Here is an 18,683-nt window from a genome sequence, read left to right as displayed (position 1 = left end):
TATACGCCATTTGACTGTCGCGCCGTTTCCCGCTCCGTGGCACTGTGCACGTAAGCATAGCAGGAAAAAAGTATGATTCTCAATCCATTTGACGATCGCGCGGAAAGATCGAGAGCCAAGATAGCTTTCACTTTCGTGCTGCTGATCGCATTCAATATTGCCGCATGGATCTGGGCCTGGGCCGCTTTCGCCGACAGGCCATCGCTTCTGGGTATTGCGTTTCTTGCATATATGTTCGGGCTTCGCCACGCCTTCGATGCCGATCATATCGCCGCGATCGATAACGTCGTGCGCAAGCTGATGCAGGAGCGGAAACAGCCCTATGCGGTCGGTTTCTTTTTCTCGCTGGGCCACTCGACCATCGTCGTGCTTGCATCTGTTGTCATCGCCGCAACGGCGGCCGCCATGCAGAGCCAACTCGATTCCTTCCACGATATTGGCGGCGTCATCGGCACGGCGGTCTCGGCCGCGTTCCTGCTGCTGATCGGCATTGCAAATCTCTTCGTCCTCAAGGGCGTGTGGTCCGCCTTCAGACGAGCGCAAAGGGGCGGGAGGATCGCGGAGGAGGATCTTGATACGCTGCTTGCCGGCGGTGGTTTCCTGGGACGTATCTTCCGCCCGATGTTCAAGGTCGTCACCCGTTCCTGGCATATGTACCCGATCGGCTTTCTCTTCGGTCTCGGTTTCGATACGGCGACCGAGATCGGCCTGCTTGGCATTTCCGCGGCGCAGGCGGCACAGGGCATGTCCTTCTGGACCATTCTCGTCTTCCCGGCGCTTTTCACCGCCGGCATGTCGCTGATGGACACCAGCGACAGCATATTGATGACCGGCGCCTATGGCTGGGCTTTCGTCAAGCCGGTGCGCAAGCTCTGGTACAATCTGACCATCACCGCGGCCTCGGTTGTCGTTGCGATCTTCATTGGCGGTATCGAGGCCCTGGGGCTGATCTCCGACAAGCTCGGTCTTGAGGGCGGCGTCTGGAGCTTCATCGGCGATCTCAACGACAATCTCGCCAACTTCGGCTTCGCGGTCGTAGGCATCTTCCTGCTGAGCTGGCTGGTTTCGACTATCCTCTACAAAGCCAAGGGCTACGACAACTTGCAGATTAACCACTCCTGACGCATCATCACTTCTCACAGATTTATATTGCCGCGGCTGGAATTTGGCGTCCGCGACCACAATTGTATTTCGTGAGGGGGCACAACCATGATCCAGACAAACCGTTTTCTCGGCGCTGCCGGAATAGCTGTTCTGTGCGTGGCCGCGACCGGCTCGGCCTCTGCACAAACGACCGGCTGTTCGCTGCGAGCGGCGGTCAGTGCCGAGCGCCAGACGCTCAATTGTGAGCCGGGCCTCAGCATTACTATCGAGCGCGGAGCAAGCTACCGGCTTGCCGACCGCAATCGCGACGGCCAGGTGGACGCTGTCGTGCTCAACAGCAACGCGGCGCTGGTCGACGTCGACAACAGCCGCATCAAGGGTGGGTTCGAAGTGGTAACACCGCAGGCGATCGCTGCGGTGCGCGGCACACGATGGGCGGTCGACGCGGGGCGCGGCAAGACATCCGTACTGGTTTTGCGCGGCCGCGTCGCCGTTAACAAGGTTTCGACCGGACAAGGTGTTACGCTTGGACAAGGGCAGGGGGTTGATGTCGATCGCAGCCGCGGTCCCCTGCGTGTTACGAATTGGAAGCAACCACGCATAAGCGCGCTGATGGGCCGCCTCGGCCAGTGAGATCCTGATTCCCATGCGCAGACCACCGCTGCAGACGCTGATTGCGCTCGTCTTGACTGCCGTCTGGGGTGCGGGCCTTGGCATCGCTCATCTGCGCGGCGATATTCCCTTTATCGACGGTGCCGAGGCGACGCTGACCAATCTCAGGAACGTGCTCGGCGGTACCCGGCAACCGCCCGATACCGTTACCATCGTCGCCATCGATGACGAGGCGTCCCGTCAAGCGGGCCACTATCCGCTGCCCCGTGCCACCCTCGCGAAAGTCGTCGATGCCATCACCGCGCTGAAGCCGAAAGCAATCGGGCTCGACATGCTCTTGGTGGATCCCGGCGCGGAGGCCGACGATGCAGCGCTGGCACAATCGCTGAGAAAGACCAACGCCGTGCTGGCCGTCGCCGGCATCTTTCCCGAAAGTCGCCAGCGTGTTGCCGACGACAGCAAGGAGCCGCTTGCGCGTGTACCCAGCGCCCTGCAATTCCTGGAGCCGCTGCCGCGGTTTGCGCAGGCAGCGAGCTATGGTGTCGTCAACGTCCAGACCGACAAGACGGGAACGCCGCGTTTCGTGCCCATGCTGTTTCGCAGCGGCGGGCGGATCGAACCATCCTTCTCGCTGCGCGTCGTTTCCGCCGCCACCAGCGAGCCTACGACCGTCATTTCCGACCACATCAAGCTCGGCGATCGTTTGGTGCATACCGATACCGGCTATCTCTTGCCGCTCTCTTTCTACGGTCCGCGTGGCACGATCCGCACCATCGGCGCCAGTGCAGCGCTAACAGGGCAATTGCCGGAGGAGGCGATCAGGGACCACATCGTCGTCATCGGCGCGACCGTTACCGGCGGCGGCGATGTCTTTCCGACACCCTTCGATCCGGTCCTGCCGGGCGTCGAGGTCATTTCCACTTCAATCACGCATCTGATCGCCGGGGACGGATTGGTCCGCGACCGCGACGTGCGCCTCATTGACCTCGGCTTTGCCATTGGCCTGCCGGTCGTTCTCGTCGGGTTGCTTGCCTGGCGGCGCAACACCATCGGCCTGATCATAGCGCTCTGCGTCATCCTTGCCTGGCTGTCGATCAACGTCAGCGCCTTCAAGCATGGCATCTGGCTAAGTGCCGCCGTGCCGATCGCGGCTGCGATACCGCCGGCACTGTTGTTCGGTGCCGTGCAGCTCTGGCTGGGTCGCAAGCAGGCCAGGCATTTCGAGCAGCAGAGCGAACTCCTGCAGCGCATTCAGGCGCCGGGCCTTGCCGAACATCTTGCCCGCGATCCCAGCTTTCTGACGGAACCGGTGCGTCAGGAAGCGGCCATTGTTTTCATCGATCTCAACGGGTTCACAGGCCTCAGCGAAGCAATCGGCCCAACGGCGGTGCGCGAACTGTTGAACGGCTTCTATGATCTCGTCGACGAGGAAGTGTCTGCCTGCGGCGGTGCCATCACCAGCTTCATGGGCGATGGCGCCATGATCCTGTTCGGCCTGCCGCAGCCGAAGAGGGATGATCCCGCCAATGCGGCGTGCTGCTGCATTCGCCTGGCCGATCGAATGAGAGGCTGGTTTGGAACCCTGCCGGAGTCCATCGCCTCCCGCATCGGTTTCAAGATCGGAGCGCATTTCGGCACCGTCGTCGCCTCCAGGCTCGGCGGTCACGGCCGCCAGCAGATCACGGCGACCGGCGACACTGTCAATGTCGCCAGCCGCCTGATGGAGGTGGCTGCCCGCAGCAATGCCGAGATCGCGTTCAGCAACGACCTGCTGCAATCTGCCGGACGCGACAGCGAACCCTATACGGAAGGCCAGCTCGATGGTCCGATCGAAGCGAGCCTGCGCGGTCGTGCCGGTTCTCTTGCCGTTTGGCTATGGCGCAGCCGGGCCTGATCCCGAAAGAATGCAGCGCTCTAGCAAAGAGCTTCGTCTTCGCTGGAGACCCTGTGCTCCTCCGCCGGGGCATGCCCCACATTGAACCTCTCGAACATTTTGTGGAACCGCGGCGAGTCACGCAGCGAATCCAGATCAGAATCATTGCTGAACCAGAGCACCTGATAGGCAGAGCTCATCGGCAGCAATCTTTCGAGCAGGTCCAGCGCTGCTTCGCGATCCCCAAGTACGGCATAGGCGCAGGCAACATTATATTGGGTGCACACGTCGTCCGGATCGATCGTGAGCGCACGCGCAGCCCATTCCCGGGCTCGCCCGGCCTCGCCAAGATGGGCGAGGGCGATAGCGCCGCGGTGGGCGGGGCCTGAGTTTTCCGGATTGAGATCGAGCGCTCGTTCCGCACGCTCGACGCCAATCCTTGCCCAATGCTCCAGGTCCTCCGTCTTTCCGAGCGAGCGGAAGGCACTGATGAGATGCACGGGCGACAGATAGTCATCGGTGCGGATCGTTGCCGCGCGCTCAAAATAATGCACGGCCTCCTCGAACCGGCCCTGCATGAACAGGAAGCGGCCGTAGTGGAAATTCGCTTCGTAAAGGTTCGGCTGCAGCGCCATGGCCCGAGCGAAGGCGGCCGTCGCTTCCTCGTTCTGGCCGCTTTGATGCAAAGCCAGGCCATGCGAAGCATAGGCCTCGGCCAGATTGGGATCGAGTTCCAGCGCCTTGGCGCTCATCGCCATGATGTTTTCCAGCGGAAACTCGCGTGGGCTCCAATCCCTCAGCGCCGAGTCGCAATCGGCTATGCCGGCATAGGCGCGGGCGTAATCCGGATCCAGCTCGACGGCCTTCAGGAACATACGCCGCGCCAGTAGCAGGTAGGACCGCGTCCAAGCATGCGAGAACTGCCGCCCCCGAAGATAGTAGGTATAGGCTTCGATATTGGCCGTCGGCTCGCTCTCGATCGCCTTCTTCTCCTCCGGCTGGAGCTTGATCTTCAGTTGGTCGACGATCGCATGAGTAATCTCGTCCTGAATGGTGAAAATATCGGTCAGGTCGCGATCGAAACGGCCGGCCCAGAGATGCGCGCCGTTGCGGGCGTCGATGAGCTGGCCGGTAATGCGTACGCGCTGGGCGGCCTTGCGGACGCTGCCCTGCAGCACGAAATCGGCGCCGAGTTCCTGCGCTATCTGCTTCACCTTCACCGACTTGCCCTTGTAGGTGAAGACGGTGTTGCGGGCGACGACATTGAGGTCCGAAATCTGCGAGAGATCGGTGATCAGATCCTCGGTAATCCCGTCGGAGAAATATTCCTGTTCCTGGTCATCGCTCATGTTAACGAAGGGCAGCACGGCCACCAGCCGCTTGCGGCCATCCCGCCTCGGCAGAGCGATGACCGATGAGGTCGTCGGCGCACTGAGAGAAACGGTGTAGACGCGAACGCTATGGGCGATGTTCTTCAGGGAATGCTCGCCACGATCTTCGAAGGAAACGCCGAGGCGAGAGCCGACATGATCGCGCACCGAAGCGGAGACGGCGATGCCACCCGGCTCGGCAATGGCTTCCAGGCGGGCCGCCAGATTGACGCCTTCGCCAAAGATGTCGCCATCCTCGACAATGACGTCGCCGAGATTGATGCCGATACGCAGCTCGATGCGGCGCTCCTGCTGTGCGTTTTCGTTTCGCGTCAGCATATCGCGCTGAATTTCGGCGGCGCAGGCGACTGCATTCACTACGCTCGAAAATTCGACCAGCATGCCATCGCCGGTGTGCTTGACGATGCGCCCCTTGTGTTCGGTGATCCTGGGGTCCAGAACTTCGGCACGATGCTGCCTGACCGCTGCCAGCGTGCCGGCCTCGTCCATCCCCATCAAGCGGCTGTAGCCCACGATGTCCACAGCAAGAATGGCAGTCAGTCGGCGCTCCAAGTGCCCCCCGAATTCATCCCGTGGTCTAAGGCTGCAGTTTACGCCGATATTGTCACAATGTCGTGCGTAGCGTTCCATATTGCACCGTGGCAGTTGGAAAACATTTAGGGCGCGCAGATAGCACCATTCCACACCAAGAAGCGAGCGGTCTTTGTGGTTAGTCCCTTTGTGGTAAGGGCTATAGTTTCACCATTTTCGCTAGCCCGAACTACGCAAAATCCCATATATTTGGCGGTATATTCGCCATTTTTGGTTTTATCTGTGTCCCATGGGAATGATGAAAATCACAGGCAGGCAGGCGAGGAAAAATTGAGCGCGCGCCAAGAACTTTGGGAAGCGTCGCGGCGGTGCCTGGCGTGACAGTCGAGACGAGCGCAAAGAGAATCAGAATAACAAGGCTTCAATGGTCACGCGGGCTGGTCTCCATTTCCAGTAGAGACATAGGTGCATGGCAGCCATCAGAAAAACGAATATTGAAGGCCAGATGCATTAGCGTTTATGATGCGGACATGGTCAGAAACTTCGATATCGCCCTTATCAGGACTTTCGCCGCCGTTGCCGATCACAGCAGCATGACAGTTGCCGCCAAAATGCTGCACATGACGCAAGGCGCTGTCAGCCAGCAGATCAAGCGACTGGAGGAGATGCTGGGCTGTGCTCTCTTCGAGCGGGAAAATCGCGGACTGCGATTGACGGATGCGGGAGAGCGGATGCTCGGCAATGCCCGCCGGCTCCTGATCCTCAATGATGATATCTGGGCCGACATGGCGGAAACCACCGTAGAAGGCAGCGTGCGGCTCGGCGTGCCCCATGATCTCGTCGGAACGGTTCTGGCGCCGGTTCTAAGGTCCTATGCGGAACGTCATCCGCAGGTAGAGATTTCTCTGGTCTGTGGCTCATCGCCCGAGTTGATGCAGGCGCTCGACAATGGCGTGATTGATCTCGGCGTCATCGAAGAGCCGCTCGGCACGTCCAAGGGCGAATGCCTGGCGATCGACCGGCTGGTTTGGGTGGGTGCAAAAGCGGGCGGCGCCCATCGGAAGAATCCGCTACCGATTTCGATGGTGGCCGATACCTGCGCCTTCCGACCGTCGGTATTCGCGGCGCTCCGAGACGACGGGCGACGCTGGCGCACCGTGTTCGAGAACGGCAATATCGAAGCGACGACGGCCACTGTGCGCACCGATCTTGCGATCACCGCCTGGCTTGCCTCTACCGTTCCCGCCGACCTCGATATTCTCGGCGCAGGCGATGGTCTGCCGGACCTGCCGGTCTTTTCCATCAACCTCCATTTGTCTAAAAGCGGAGCGACACCGCCGGCAACCGAACTTGCCCGCCATATCCGCGAAGGGTTGATGCGGCCGCGACAGATGGCGGCCGCTTGAGGATCATTCGGCTCGCCAGCCGCCAAATACTATGCAGCCTTCGGCAAAGGCCCGACATAACGCGATTGCGGACGGATCAGGCGGCCATCGAGCATCTGCTCGCGCGCATGGGCGATCCAACCCACCGTCCTGCCGATCGCAAAGACGCCGGTGAAAGCGTTACGCGGGAAACCGAGAGCATCGAGCAGCAGGGCGGTATAATATTCGACATTGGTTTCCAGCGGACGGTCGGGCTTGCGCTCCTTCAACAGAGCCAGAGCCGCGGCTTCGATCGCCTCGGCGAGCGCGATGCGGCCAGCATCGGCCTGACCGCTCGCAAAGATCGGCCGCAGCGCCGTCTTCAGTGCATCGGCGCGGGGATCGCGGACGCGGTATATGCGGTGACCGAAGCCCATCAGCCGTTCTCCGTGGTCAAGCGCCTGCGACAGCCATGCGCGGGCATTAGCGGGCTCACCGACCGCATCCAGCATATCGAGCACCGGGCCGGGAGCACCGCCATGCAGCGGTCCCTTGAGAGCGCTGATCGCAGCCAATACCGAGGAGGTCAGGCCGGCATGGGTCGAGGCGATGACGCGAGAGGCGAAGGTGGAAGCATTCAATCCATGATCGGAGATCGTGACCAGATAGGCATCGAGGCCGGCGGTCTGCTGTGGCGTCGGGCGCTTGCCCGTCAGCATGCGCAGGATGTCGGCGGATTGAGATAGGGAGGCATCCGGCCTGACCGGCCGATTGCCGTTTTGAAGGCGCAGCACGGCAGGCAGGAAGACCGCTGGCGCCGCCATCAGGCGGATGACCGCGGCAAAATCATCGCCGTCTCCGATGCGAGCCAGCAGCGCCCGCATGGCTTCCACCGGCGGCAGAGCCAGCAAGACCGCATCAGCCGCTTTCACATGTGCGAACAGTTCCACGCGCGCGGCGCCCAATTGCGCCCTGATGCTTGCGGCATCGACATGTTCCTCGAACAAGCCCTCTAGCAGTAGCGCGGCGACATCCTCGAAGCGGCTGGTCGCGACCAAGTCGTCCAGCGACACACCGCGGATGATCAGGCGGCCGGCAGCACCGTCCACATCGGACAACTTGGTTTCGGCAGCAATGATATCTTCGAGACCACTTTTCATCATTTTTCTCCTTTGACTACGCACTTAGATCAGTCCTATTTTCATTGACGTCAATCTTGATGCAATTGATCAATATGAGGAACCATGAGCTGGCTGACGGCAGAGCAGGCGCTGAACCTCCTGGGCACCAAATCACAGACGCTTTACGCGAATGTCAGCCGTGGCCGCATCCGTGCGAAACCCGATCCAACCGACACGCGGCGAAGCCTTTATTTCGCCGATGACGTCAAGCGGCTGGCGGCGCGCCACGCGGGACGGCGAAAGACCGAGGCCGTTGCAGCCGATGCCATCCAGTGGGGTGATCCTGTGCTGCCTTCGGCCTTGTCGACAATTTCGCATGGCCGGCTGTTCTATCGCGGGCAGGATGCGGCGAAGCTCGCCGAATACGCGACCTTGGAGGAAGTGGCCTGTCTCCTGTGGGACATGAAACGGCCCTTGCGGCTGGAGGGGCAAGGTGGCAATTACGAGTCATCCGCCCTAGCGGCGGTCTTTTCGGCGTTGGCCGAGCGCGCCTCAACCGACCTGCCGTCGCTCGGGCGCTCGCTCCCGGCGCTGCGAAATGAAGCGGAAAGCGTATTCGGTACGGTTGCCGATGCGCTGGCACCGGGCCTATCCCATGTGCCACTGCATCTGCGCCTTGCTGAAGCATGGAACCAGCCTGATGCGGGCGAACTCATTCGCCGTTCTCTCGTGCTCTTAGCCGACCACGAACTCAATGCCTCGACCTTCACAGCGCGGATCACCGCCTCTGCTGGTGCGACACTATCGGCCGCGGCACTTTCCGGCCTGTCAACACTGACCGGGCCGCTGCATGGCGGCGCGTGGCAAAGCGTGCGCTCGCTGATGGACCTTGCTGCTTCAATCGGCGCTGAGGAGGCGGTCCGTAGCTATCTTGCCGAGGGGAGGTCGCTGGCGGCGGTCGGCCACCCGCTCTATCCCGACGGCGATGCGCGCGCCCGGGCGCTGCTTGCCTGCTTTACGCTGCCGCCTTTGTTCGCGAAGGTGCGCAAGGCGGCGGAAGAATTGATCGGCGAACCCGTCAATGTCGATTTTGCCCTGACGGCGATGACATCCGCCTGCTGTCTGCCGCAGGACGCGCCGCTGATCATCTTCGCGCTTGCCCGCACTGTCGGATGGTTGGCGCACGCCATGGAGCAATCCGCGAGCGGTCATCTCATCCGGCCACGCGCCCGTTACGTCGGTCCGCCGGTGGAGTGACCGGCAGGTGCCTCTGCCAGATCCCCGAAATCAATCTGCGGACAGATTTAGCCCACCGCCGAGCGGCAGACAGCCTCGATGTTGTGTCCGTCTGGATCGAGAACAAACGCACCGTAGTAGTCTGGGTGGTAGTGGGATCGGATGCCTGGCGGTCCATTGTCCAGCCCGCCGGCTGCCAGCGCCGCCTCATAAAACTGATCAACAATTGCTCTGCTTTCAGCGGCAAAGGCGACATGAACGCCAGTTTGCGGCGTGTCGCGATGTCCTATCCAGAAGAAGGCTCTCGGCCTGATCCCGTATCCGGCAAAAATCGCACCCTCGCCATATAGACGTTCGATCCCGAGCGGGAGCAAAGCCGCATCGTAGAAGGCCTTCGACCGTTCCACATCGCTAACTCCAATTGTAACGTGATCCAGCATATTCACTCCTGAAACTCTCCGGCAGGCCTCGGCCGGTCAACGCTGTCCGAGAGCGCCGGTGTCCTGACGCGACAGCTCGACCCAGCCGATGGTCAGTTTGCGGTTGGCAATCAGCCAGATCGTCGCGAACGCAATCAATCCCACGGCGATATTGGCGGCGATGAACAGGATCGGCGCAAGTTGTGCGACGGGGCCAATGTCGCCGCGCTCGATCAGGCGCAAGGGTGCAGTCGCCAGCGCCGTCGCACCGAAGGTGAAGGCCCAATAGGCGGGGCTAAAGGCCTCCTTCGTGATCCACGGTAGGAGGCGCAGCATGATCAAGGCCTGCAGGATGCCATAGCCGATCATGGCATGCACGATAAGGTCAGGCGCTCCCTGTGTGACGCTGATATAGGCAATCGCGCCGACGGCCGGCGGTGCAAGTTGAACGCCGAGCGTCGGGCGTAGCGGCGATGATAATGCCGGCGCTGTCAGAAGACGGTGCAGCAGCGCGGATTCGATCGCCAGCCAGGCGAAAAATCCGGCGCCGAAGAAGAGCTGACCCCAATCGGGAAAGCCGAGGGCGGCTGCGACGCTCGCAGTCACGAAACTTCCGGCCACGCTTGGCAGATAAAGCACGGCGGTCGTGGTGGTGACGTCGCGCCCGCCCTGCCAGAGACCGCCGGTGCGCCAGACCGAGAAGGCAAGCGTATATAAGGCGCCGAGGATAAACAGAGATTCGGCGCCAACGCGGGAATAGGGCAGCAAGCCACCGGCGACCAGCATGGTGGCGACCCCGACGAGGCCGATGAAGCAGCATTGCACGGGATGGACCACTTCCCTCGACGCCTCTTCACGGGCCACCGCCCATTTCAGCACGTAAAGCACGATCAGCACTGCCCAGACGGCTATCGAGACGAAGGTGATCGTCTCACCAATTGCCGCCGGCAATTGCCAGACCCGCGCCGCCACACGCCAAGCGTTGGCAAGACCGGAAAGGCCGAGCACCATGCCAAAGAATGCAGCCGGAACGAGCGGCAGTTTTAAGGGAATGGCCATGGTGCCTCCGTTGACGGACGTAACGTTAAACGCCTTCGTAGACGAGCTCTGAAGAAAACCGGATCGATCACGAAACTTACCCCATTTCGCATCGAATTTCGCCTACGCAGCTTACGACAACGAATTGTGATAGTTTTGTTGAATTAGACGTTTCTGTTCAAGCCAGCGAAGCGAAATCGGGCTATCAAAATGGTGCAGATATTCTGGCTTATTGCACCGCGAAAGCAAGGGACAGCGACGGGCAATATCACAGATGCGTGAACGCGGCGTTTTCCGCCCAATCCTGCACGCCTGCATGGCTCGCCCGTCATTTGTTCATTGGCAAAGATTGCGAAATGTCTTTATGGAGTTTTCAAACCGATTAAACTTCCCAGGAGACCGACACATGCAAATCGGAATGATTGGCCTTGGCCGTATGGGCAGCAACATGGTGCAGCGCCTGATGAAGGGCGGCCACAGCGCCGTCGTTTTCGACGCGCGTCCGGAAAGCATCACGGAGCTTGAGAAGCTCGGCGCCACCGGCAGCACGTCGCTCGAAGATTTCGTATCGAAGCTCTCCCGTCCTCGCGCCGTCTGGCTGATGCTGCCGGCTGCGATCGTCGACAAGGAGCTGGCCAAGATCGTTCCGCTGCTTGAAGACGGCGATATCGTCATCGACGGCGGCAACTCCTATTACCACGACGACATCCGCCGCGCCGAAGAGCTGAAGCCGAAAGGCATTCACTATGTCGACGTCGGCACCAGCGGCGGCGTTTTCGGCCTGCAGCGCGGCTATTGCCTGATGATCGGCGGCGAAAAGGCGACGGTGCAACACCTGTCGCCGATCTTCGCGACGCTCGCACCCGGCGTCGGCGATGTCGCTCCGTCGAAAATGCGCTCCGAAGCGGCCTCAAGCGTCAGCACCGCCGAGCAGGGCTACCTGCATTGCGGTCCGTCGGGTGCCGGCCACTTCGTCAAGATGGTTCATAACGGCATCGAATACGGCCTGATGGCCGCTTACGCCGAAGGTTTCAATGTGCTGCGTCATGCCAATGTCGGCCTGCAGACCACCGAAGCCGACGCCGAAACCGCGCCGTTGTCGCATCCGCAATATTATCAGTACAACCTCGACATCGCCGAAATCAGCGAGGTCTGGCGCCGCGGCAGCGTGATCACCTCCTGGCTGCTCGACCTCACCGCCGACGCACTACATGGCGACGCGGCCTTGTCGCAATATGCCGGCCGCGTTTCGGATTCGGGCGAGGGCCGCTGGACCATTTCGGCTGCGATCGACGAAGGCGTACCGACGCCGGTGCTAAGCGCCGCTCTCTACGGCCGTTTCGCCTCGCGCGGTAATGACGATTACGCCAACAAGGTGCTGTCTGCTATGCGCGCAGGCTTCGGCGGCCATCACGAGAAGCCGGCGAAGTAATTTTCCCTTTCGATTGGAAGACATTCGCGCCGGGCGGGTCAAACTGCCCGGCATTTTCATATCCGGCTTAGCTCATCAGCTCCGGACGCAGCAACAGAACCGGGCAGGGAGAGCCGGCCACAAGCTCGGGCGTGCGCGGCGGGCGGATAATGAGGCAATCCGAGCGGGAAAAGACCTTCATCATCGAGGAATCCTGCTTGGAAAAAGGCTCGACCAGCCAGCCGCCATCCGCGGATTTCGTCAGCGTTGCCCGGATATAGTCCTGGCGCTGATCGTTGGCGGCGAGCGTTACGGTGGTCCGCGCCATGGCTTCACGCTTCACGGGCGGCAATAAAGCGAGCTTGCGGATCAGCGGCTCCAGGAACAAGAGGCCGCAGACGAGGCTGGAAACCGGATTGCCTGGCAGCCCAAGGACGTGGGTTTCGCCGAGGCTGCCGACCATCAGCGGCTTGCCGGGACGCATGGCGATGCGCCAGAAATCAAGCTGCATGCCGACCTCGACCATGGTGGCCTGCACCAGATCATGATCACCGACCGAGGCCCCGCCGAGCGTGACGATGACATCGGCCTTCGCCACCTGCGCGCGGCCAATCGCGGCGGTGATTTCCGCCTTGTCGTCCGGGACAATGCCAAGATCGAGCACATGAGCGCCGGCGTTGCGGGCGAGAGCGGCAATGCCGAATGTATTTGATGCGATGATCTGTGAGGGACCGGGCTCGCTGCCCGGCGTCACCAGCTCGTCGCCTGTCGCAAGGATCGCCACCAATGGACGCCGATACACATCGAGTGCCGGATGGTTCATGGCGGCGGCAACCGTCAGTCGCGAAAAATCCATCACCGTGTCTTTCGCGAGCACGACTTCACCTTCGGCAAAGTCCTGGCCGCGCGGGCGGATATGCTGCCCCTTACGCAGGGGATAGGTGGTGCGGATGCGGCCGTCTTCCAGCCGTAGCGCGTCCTCCTGCAACAACACAGTATCGGCTCCGGCCGGAACTAGCGCACCGGTGAAGATACGGACCGCTTCGCCCTTGCCGACCACACCCTCGAAAGCGTGACCGGCGGCGGAAGCACCGATCACGGTCAATTCCGCTCCCGGTTCGGCGGCATCCTCGAAACGCAGCGCATAGCCATCCATCGCCGAGGCATCGAAGGGCGGCTGCGTGAGGCGTGCAGCCAGATCCTTGGCGAGAACCCGGCCTTCCGCCATGTCGAGTTCAACGCTTTCGACGCGATGGAGCGGCGTTGCGCTATTCAGCAGACGTTCTTGGGCGTCGACAACGGGTAAAAGACTCATCTTCAGGCCCCTGGATGACGGAAGTCGCCGGATTTGCCGCCGGACTTCTCCAAGAGCCTGATACCGCCGATTTCCATCGTCCGGTCCACGGCCTTGGCCATATCGTAGATCGTCAGGCAGGCAACGGAAACTGCCGTCAGCGCCTCCATCTCGACGCCCGTGCGGCCGGTGAGCTTTGCGGTAGCAGTCACGCGCAGGCCGGGCAGGGCAGCATCTTCGGTGATATCGACCGTGACCTTGGTCAGCATCAGCGGATGGCAGAGCGGGATGAGATTGGCGGTCTGCTTGGCGGCCATGATGCCGGCAAGCCTGGCCGTGCCTATGACATCGCCTTTCTTGGCATTGCCTTCGCGGATCAGCGCCAGCGTCTCCGGCTTCATTTTCACATGGCCTTCAGCGGTGGCGATGCGAACCGTTTCGGCCTTGTCGCCGACATCGACCATATGCGCCTCGCCGGAGGCGCCGATATGGGTCAGGCCGGCTTTCTCCGTGCTCATTTCACTCTGCCGCCAGAACGCCGGTTTCGCCGGTAAGCAGCAGGCGCGTCGCGGACGCCACGTCGTCCTTGCGCATCAGGCTTTCGCCGACGAGGAAGGTGGTGATGCCCACGGCTTCGAGACGCTTGCAGTCGGCATGGGTGAAAATACCGCTTTCGCCGACCAGCAGCCGGCCTTCGGGAACCATGGTGGACAGGGTTTCGCTGACCGTCAGGCTGACCTCGAAGGTGCGCAGATTGCGATTGTTGATGCCGACGAGCGGCGAAGACAGCTTCAATGCCCGCTCCATTTCTTCGGCGTCGTGCACCTCGACCAGTACATCCATGCCGAGGCCGAAGGCTTCGTCCTGGAGGCGCTCGGCATCGCTGTCGGAAAGCGAGGCCATGATCAAGAGAATGCAATCGGCACCCCAGGCGCGAGCCTCATGCACCTGATAGGTTTCGAACATGAAATCCTTGCGCAATGCCGGCAAAGAGCAGGCGGCACGGGCGGCGGTCAGGAATTCCGGTGCGCCTTGGAAGCTTGGGCTGTCCGTCAGCACAGAGAGGCAGGCAGCGCCGCCCAACTCATAGGCCTTGGCAAGGGCGGGCGGATCGAAATCGGGGCGAATGAGCCCCTTGGACGGGCTTGCCTTCTTGATCTCGGCGATCAGGCCGAAGGCGCTGACATCCTTCTTGGCGACCAATGCCTTATGGAAGCCGCGCGGCGCGGACTGGCCGGCCTGCATCGCCTTGAGATCGGCAAGCGAGACCTTGGCCTTCGCGGCGGCGATCTCCTCGCGCTTGTAGGCTTCGATCTTCTGGAGGATATCGGTCATGACGTCCTAATCCTATTCTTCGGCGTTGGAGACGGCGATCAGCTTTTCCAGCGCGGCGGCGGTCGCGCCGCTGTCGAGCGACTGAGCCGCGAGCCTCATGCCATCATGAAGCGTTTCCGCCTTGCCCGCAATCACGAGGGATGCCGCGGCATTGGCGAGCGAAATATCGCGATAAGCGTTCTTCGCACCGCTGAGCACGTCGCGCAGCGCTGCCGCATTGAAGACGCCGTCGCCGCCCTTGAGGTCTGCCAGCGAGGCATGCGGCAGGCCGAAATCGGCAGGCGTCAGCTCGAAGGTGCGGATCTTGCCGTCTTCAAGCGCGGCGACATTCGTCGGGCCGGTGGTGGTGATCTCGTCGATACCGTTGCCGTACACGACCCAGACGCTTTCCGCATTCAGATCCTTCAGCACCTCGGCAAGGGGCACGACCCATTGCGGCGCGAAGACGCCGAGCAGTTGGCGGCGTGCGCCGGCCGGGTTGGACAGCGGCCCTAGCAGATTGAAGATCGTGCGCGTTCCGAGCTCGACGCGCGAAGGGCCGACATGGCGCATTGAGGAATGATGCAGTTGCGCGAACATGAAGCCGATTCCGGCTTCGCGAATGCAGCGAGCGATCGTCTCGGGGCCGACATCGAGCTTGATGCCGAGCACGGACTGCGTGTCGGCCGTGCCAGCCTTGGAGCTTTGGGCGCGATTGCCATGCTTGGCGACCGGCACACCAGCACCGGCCACGATCAGGGCGGCGAGCGTGGAGATATTATAGGTGCCAACACCGTCACCGCCGGTACCCACGATATCCATCGCATCCGCAGGTGCTTCCACCGGCAGCATCTTGGCGCGCATCGTTGTGACGGCGCCGACGATTTCATCGACCGTCTCGCCGCGCACGCGCAGCGCCATCAGGAAAGCGCCGATCTGCGAGGGCGTGGCTTCGCCCGACATCAGGATCTCGAATGCCTGACGGGCCTCATCCCGTGTCAGCACCTCGCGGTTGGCGACCTTGGCGAGGAAAGGTTTCAATTCAGCCATCGGCTATCGATCCTCCCGACCGGGCCTAGCGAGACATCGCCTGTTCGGCGAGGCTCTGGTTGACCGTGACGCTGTATTTGGATTGCAGGTCGCTGACCATCTGGTCAAGAATGTCGTCGCCGGCGGCATTGGCAATCTGAGCTGCCTGCTGATCGGCATTGTTCAGCGCATCCGTCGTCGGATTGTCGTTGACCTCGGTGACCTTCAAGAGGATCTGCGTCGTGTCGTCTGCGCCGACCGCGTTGGCGACCGTGTCGGCCGGACCAGAGAACGAGGCCGCAACGCCACCACGACCGAGAACGGGATCATCCGTCGTGCGGGTCACACCAGACTTGTTTTCGACGGCGATGCCAAGCGGCGCAGCGATGTCGGCAAGCGATTTGCCCTTCTGCGCTTCCTGCTTCAGCTCGGTTGCCTTGGCGGCGAGCGCAACCTTCTGCTGCTCGGCAGTCCAGTCGGCAACGGCCTTGTCATGCACCTCGGAAAGCGGGCGATCGTGATCAGCCGTGATGTTCAGCACATCGTACCAGACGTAACCATTGTTGCCGATGGTCAGAGGTGCAGCATTGCCGCCCTGGTCCGCCTTGAAGACTTCGGCCAGCAATTGCTGCTTGGCAGGCAGGTCCTTAATCTCGTTGCCGCTTGAGTCGAGGCCGGTGGCATCGACCGAATCAACGGTCACCAGCTTCAGTTTCATTTGCTGTGCGGCTTCCTGCAGCGACGCACCCGAGCCGCGCAAGTCTTCGAACTTGTCGTGAGCGCTGGTGATTTCATCGGCGGCATTGTTGAGCGCAATCTGCTTGCGGATGTCTTCCTTGACCTCGTCGAAGCTCTTCGCCGTCTCCGCCTTGACATTGGTTACGCGCAGGATCACCGGGCCGAATGAACCGTCGATGACAGGCGTGGTGCCGCCTTCCTTGATAACGGCAAAGGCAGCCTGGGCGATTGTCTGATCCGGAACCTGATCCTTGGTGAAGGTGCCGAGCAGCACGTCGGCGGGCTTCTTGCCTTGATCGGTGACCAACTGGTCAAATGTCGAGCCCGTCTTCAGCGCGTCGGCGGCAGCGTTGGCGAGGTCCTTGTTGGCGAAAGTGAGCTGCTCGATCGTGCGCGTTGCCGGCGTCGTGAAGCTATCCTTGCGCTTCTCGAACTCGGCGCGAACCGCATCGTCGGTCACGCTCGCGGGATTGGCAACATCTTCGGCCTGCAGCGTCACATAGGCGAACTTGCGGTATTCGGGCGCGCGGTACTTCGGCTTGACGCCATCGAACCATTTCTGCAGCACGTCTTCGGCGGGCGCCTTGATCGGGTCGATATTGGCGTTGGTCAACAGCAGATAATCGATGCTGCGGTTTTCGTCATGATATTGCTTGACGGCATCGACGAGAACCTTCGGCGCAGTAAAGCCGTTGGAGACCGCTTCTACGATCTGACTACGGATCGCAACCTTACTGCGCTCCTTGATGTAGTCGTCGGGATTGATGCTGCTGTTGCGCAGCAAGCTCTCGAATTTCTGCCGGTCGAAGCTGCCGTTCAGCGCCTTGAAGGCGGGATCGTCGCCGATAAGCTGGGCGAGGCGATCCTGCGACAGGCCAAGGTTCATATCGGCGGCAAGCTGGTCAAGCGAAGCGCCGGCAACGAGCTGGGCGACCGTTTGCTGTCCGATGCCGAAGGCGCGCGCCTGCTCCGGCGTGATCTGCATGCGCAGTTGCTGGCTGATGGCCTGGATCTGGCGACGATAGGCGAGGCGGAATTCATTGGTACCAATCTGCTGATCGCCGACCGTCACGACGGTATTGCTTCCGCCGCCGCTGATGAGCGAACGCTCAACCCCCCATATGCCGAAGGCCGCCGCCAAAATAAGCATCAAGCCCTTGGCAACCCAGGTCTGGGCGATTTTTCTCAACACGTCGAACATCGGAAGGCAAACCTCGTCATCAATACAGTCTTCGCCCGCAGGCGAAGCAATCGGAGTTCCTTAGAACAATCCGAACCGGAATTGAAGAGCCAGCAAGGAAATCACCGGGCCTAGCGCTGCAGACCCGGAACCTTTGCCTGGGATTGACGTTGAAAGCTGAGGTAAACAGAGGAGCCGACGATGGCCGAGACGAAATCCGCTTCCGCCCAAACTGCCTCAGCTCAGGTACAAGCTGAAACAGCCGTCGAAGACCTTAACCTGCAGATCGCCGCGCTTCGGGAGGATCTGACGAAACTTTCGCGCAGCATGGCCGCGGTCGGGCAAGGCGCGAAGTCCGTCGTCACCGAGGAGGCTCAGGAAATAACCGATCAACTGCGCGAAAGGGTTCGCCAGGAGCCGATCTTCATGGTCGCGGCAGCCGCCGGCATCGGTTATCTGATCGGCCTGCTCAGCCGTCGCTAGGTCAATGCTCGCTTACGGATAGCGGTTCTTTTCAAAGCTCGTCGTGAAAACGCGGGCTGGCGCGGATGAATGTCCAGAGCGCCTTGCTGATCTCGACAATCTCCTTGATCGAGCTCTCCAGCCGTTCGATTTCGCGCAGATCCAGTTGTTCCACCTTGCCGTATTTGACGTGCCGGTCGTCCTCCACCAGACGCATGAGCTGCGTGCTGGAGATTTCGCCGTTTTCGTCAAAGGAATAGATACAGTGATTGTATTTGTTGCGCATCTTCGATTCCCGCTTCAAGCGGCTCATCAGCGCCAGCACCGCATGGCTGTCTTCCGCCGGCGTCGAGGATAGTTTGGCCAGACGTTCGACCAGATCAATGCGCGCGCGTGTGGTGTTCAGCGTCAGGAAGACGATGATGGCCGCGTCCTTCTCCACCCTCAGCAGATGCGCAATGATATAGATGAGGAGGCTTTCCGTATTGGTCCAGACATAGTTCAAGCGGCCGACGCGTAGCAGAATATCGGACATTGCAGGCATGGCACGGTCCTATGCTCAACTC

17 protein-coding genes are annotated in these 18,683 nt (G+C 61.2%); 7 read left to right on the top strand and 10 right to left on the bottom strand.

Translation table 11 applies throughout. The annotated features are described in order from the left end of the window. The first annotated feature begins 72 nt into the window (after window positions 1-72). From ACXHXG_RS28600 to ACXHXG_RS28590, 3 genes are all read left to right on the top strand, one after another. Complete coding sequence (locus tag ACXHXG_RS28600; RefSeq protein WP_457901482.1) at window positions 73-1,122, top strand: HoxN/HupN/NixA family nickel/cobalt transporter; 1,050 nt, start codon at window positions 73-75, stop codon at window positions 1,120-1,122. Between the two features lie 87 nt (window positions 1,123-1,209). After that, a complete protein-coding gene (locus ACXHXG_RS28595; RefSeq protein WP_457901481.1) occupies window positions 1,210-1,737 on the top strand; it encodes a FecR domain-containing protein in 528 nt (175 codons plus the stop codon). A 13-nt stretch (window positions 1,738-1,750) separates the two neighbouring features. After that, window positions 1,751-3,610, top strand: coding sequence for a CHASE2 domain-containing protein (locus ACXHXG_RS28590; RefSeq protein ID WP_457901480.1), 1,860 nt, complete (start codon window positions 1,751-1,753; stop codon window positions 3,608-3,610). Between the two features lie 20 nt (window positions 3,611-3,630). On the opposite strand, the gene ACXHXG_RS28585 is transcribed toward ACXHXG_RS28590, so the two are convergent. After that, window positions 3,631-5,532, bottom strand: coding sequence for a TPR end-of-group domain-containing protein (locus ACXHXG_RS28585; protein ID WP_199773550.1), 1,902 nt, complete (start codon window positions 5,530-5,532; stop codon window positions 3,631-3,633). A gap of 509 nt (window positions 5,533-6,041) precedes the next feature. On the opposite strand from ACXHXG_RS28585, the gene ACXHXG_RS28580 reads away from it, so the two are divergent. Beyond that, window positions 6,042-6,917, top strand: coding sequence for a LysR family transcriptional regulator (locus tag ACXHXG_RS28580; RefSeq protein WP_283050443.1), 876 nt, complete (start codon window positions 6,042-6,044; stop codon window positions 6,915-6,917). A gap of 29 nt (window positions 6,918-6,946) precedes the next feature. Here ACXHXG_RS28580 and ACXHXG_RS28575 read toward each other — a convergent pair whose 3' ends face one another. Beyond that, window positions 6,947-8,035: a citrate synthase/methylcitrate synthase gene (locus ACXHXG_RS28575; protein WP_104823127.1), complete on the bottom strand. Its 1,089-nt coding sequence runs from the start codon at window positions 8,033-8,035 to the stop codon at window positions 6,947-6,949. 84 nt (window positions 8,036-8,119) lie between these two features. Here ACXHXG_RS28575 and ACXHXG_RS28570 point away from each other — a divergent pair, with 84 nt between their 5' ends. Continuing rightward, window positions 8,120-9,253 carry a citrate synthase gene (locus ACXHXG_RS28570; RefSeq protein WP_104823126.1) on the top strand — a complete coding sequence of 378 codons (1,134 nt, stop codon included), beginning with the start codon at window positions 8,120-8,122 and terminating at the stop codon, window positions 9,251-9,253. Window positions 9,254-9,300: 47 nt separating this feature from the next. On the opposite strand, the gene ACXHXG_RS28565 is transcribed toward ACXHXG_RS28570, so the two are convergent. After that, on the bottom strand, window positions 9,301-9,672 hold the full coding sequence (locus ACXHXG_RS28565; RefSeq protein ID WP_104823125.1) for a VOC family protein: 372 nt from the start codon (window positions 9,670-9,672) through the stop codon (window positions 9,301-9,303). Between the two features lie 36 nt (window positions 9,673-9,708). After that, window positions 9,709-10,710, bottom strand: a complete 1,002-nt coding sequence (gene tehA, locus ACXHXG_RS28560; RefSeq protein WP_104823124.1) for a dicarboxylate transporter/tellurite-resistance protein TehA — start codon at window positions 10,708-10,710, stop codon at window positions 9,709-9,711. A 385-nt stretch (window positions 10,711-11,095) separates the two neighbouring features. Here tehA and gnd point away from each other — a divergent pair, with 385 nt between their 5' ends. Next, on the top strand, window positions 11,096-12,121 hold the full coding sequence (gene gnd / locus ACXHXG_RS28555; protein WP_104823123.1) for a phosphogluconate dehydrogenase (NAD(+)-dependent, decarboxylating): 1,026 nt from the start codon (window positions 11,096-11,098) through the stop codon (window positions 12,119-12,121). 67 nt (window positions 12,122-12,188) lie between these two features. Here gnd and ACXHXG_RS28550 read toward each other — a convergent pair whose 3' ends face one another. The 5 genes from ACXHXG_RS28550 to ACXHXG_RS28530 are packed head-to-tail and all read right to left on the bottom strand — an operon-like array spanning window position 12,189 to window position 17,676. Next, the gene (locus tag ACXHXG_RS28550; protein ID WP_104823122.1) at window positions 12,189-13,415 is read right to left on the bottom strand and encodes a molybdopterin molybdotransferase MoeA; all 1,227 of its coding nucleotides are present in this window, start codon (window positions 13,413-13,415) and stop codon (window positions 12,189-12,191) included. A gap of 2 nt (window positions 13,416-13,417) precedes the next feature. Then, window positions 13,418-13,912, bottom strand: a complete 495-nt coding sequence (gene moaC, locus ACXHXG_RS28545; RefSeq protein ID WP_104823121.1) for a cyclic pyranopterin monophosphate synthase MoaC — start codon at window positions 13,910-13,912, stop codon at window positions 13,418-13,420. Window position 13,913: 1 nt separating this feature from the next. Then, window positions 13,914-14,729: an indole-3-glycerol phosphate synthase TrpC gene (gene trpC, locus ACXHXG_RS28540; protein ID WP_104823120.1), complete on the bottom strand. Its 816-nt coding sequence runs from the start codon at window positions 14,727-14,729 to the stop codon at window positions 13,914-13,916. A gap of 12 nt (window positions 14,730-14,741) precedes the next feature. Then, window positions 14,742-15,758: an anthranilate phosphoribosyltransferase gene (gene trpD / locus ACXHXG_RS28535; RefSeq protein ID WP_104823119.1), complete on the bottom strand. Its 1,017-nt coding sequence runs from the start codon at window positions 15,756-15,758 to the stop codon at window positions 14,742-14,744. A 25-nt stretch (window positions 15,759-15,783) separates the two neighbouring features. Further along, the gene (locus tag ACXHXG_RS28530) at window positions 15,784-17,676 is read right to left on the bottom strand and encodes a peptidylprolyl isomerase (RefSeq protein WP_104823118.1); all 1,893 of its coding nucleotides are present in this window, start codon (window positions 17,674-17,676) and stop codon (window positions 15,784-15,786) included. A gap of 180 nt (window positions 17,677-17,856) precedes the next feature. Here ACXHXG_RS28530 and ACXHXG_RS28525 point away from each other — a divergent pair, with 180 nt between their 5' ends. Then, entirely contained in the window at window positions 17,857-18,138 is a 282-nt protein-coding gene (locus ACXHXG_RS28525) for a hypothetical protein (protein ID WP_104823117.1), read from the top strand. A 31-nt stretch (window positions 18,139-18,169) separates the two neighbouring features. On the opposite strand, the gene ACXHXG_RS28520 is transcribed toward ACXHXG_RS28525, so the two are convergent. Beyond that, complete coding sequence (locus ACXHXG_RS28520; RefSeq protein WP_104823116.1) at window positions 18,170-18,661, bottom strand: hypothetical protein; 492 nt, start codon at window positions 18,659-18,661, stop codon at window positions 18,170-18,172. Between the last annotated feature and the right edge of the window lie 22 nt (window positions 18,662-18,683).

Source organism: Rhizobium sp. LEGMi-198b (assembly GCF_054114205.1).
This window is presented reverse-complemented; position numbering and strand designations above follow the sequence as displayed.

Bases quoted from the DNA above. Each gene is read 5' to 3' on its own strand.
- gnd (WP_104823123.1), top strand. From the start codon at position 11,096: ATGCAAATCGGAATGATTGGCCTTGGCCGTATGGGCAGCAACATGGTG.
- ACXHXG_RS28520 (WP_104823116.1), bottom strand. From the start codon at position 18,661: ATGCCTGCAATGTCCGATATTCTGCTACGCGTCGGCCGCTTGAACTAT.
- ACXHXG_RS28590 (WP_457901480.1), top strand. From the start codon at position 1,751: ATGCGCAGACCACCGCTGCAGACGCTGATTGCGCTCGTCTTGACTGCC.
- trpD (WP_104823119.1), bottom strand. From the start codon at position 15,758: ATGGCTGAATTGAAACCTTTCCTCGCCAAGGTCGCCAACCGCGAGGTG.
- moaC (WP_104823121.1), bottom strand. From the start codon at position 13,912: ATGAGCACGGAGAAAGCCGGCCTGACCCATATCGGCGCCTCCGGCGAG.
- ACXHXG_RS28580 (WP_283050443.1), top strand. From the start codon at position 6,042: ATGGTCAGAAACTTCGATATCGCCCTTATCAGGACTTTCGCCGCCGTT.
- ACXHXG_RS28525 (WP_104823117.1), top strand. From the start codon at position 17,857: ATGGCCGAGACGAAATCCGCTTCCGCCCAAACTGCCTCAGCTCAGGTA.
- ACXHXG_RS28550 (WP_104823122.1), bottom strand. From the start codon at position 13,415: ATGAGTCTTTTACCCGTTGTCGACGCCCAAGAACGTCTGCTGAATAGC.
- trpC (WP_104823120.1), bottom strand. From the start codon at position 14,729: ATGACCGATATCCTCCAGAAGATCGAAGCCTACAAGCGCGAGGAGATC.
- ACXHXG_RS28570 (WP_104823126.1), top strand. From the start codon at position 8,120: ATGAGCTGGCTGACGGCAGAGCAGGCGCTGAACCTCCTGGGCACCAAA.
- ACXHXG_RS28600 (WP_457901482.1), top strand. From the start codon at position 73: ATGATTCTCAATCCATTTGACGATCGCGCGGAAAGATCGAGAGCCAAG.
- ACXHXG_RS28595 (WP_457901481.1), top strand. From the start codon at position 1,210: ATGATCCAGACAAACCGTTTTCTCGGCGCTGCCGGAATAGCTGTTCTG.
- tehA (WP_104823124.1), bottom strand. From the start codon at position 10,710: ATGGCCATTCCCTTAAAACTGCCGCTCGTTCCGGCTGCATTCTTTGGC.
- ACXHXG_RS28575 (WP_104823127.1), bottom strand. From the start codon at position 8,035: ATGAAAAGTGGTCTCGAAGATATCATTGCTGCCGAAACCAAGTTGTCC.
- ACXHXG_RS28530 (WP_104823118.1), bottom strand. From the start codon at position 17,676: ATGTTCGACGTGTTGAGAAAAATCGCCCAGACCTGGGTTGCCAAGGGC.
- ACXHXG_RS28565 (WP_104823125.1), bottom strand. From the start codon at position 9,672: ATGCTGGATCACGTTACAATTGGAGTTAGCGATGTGGAACGGTCGAAG.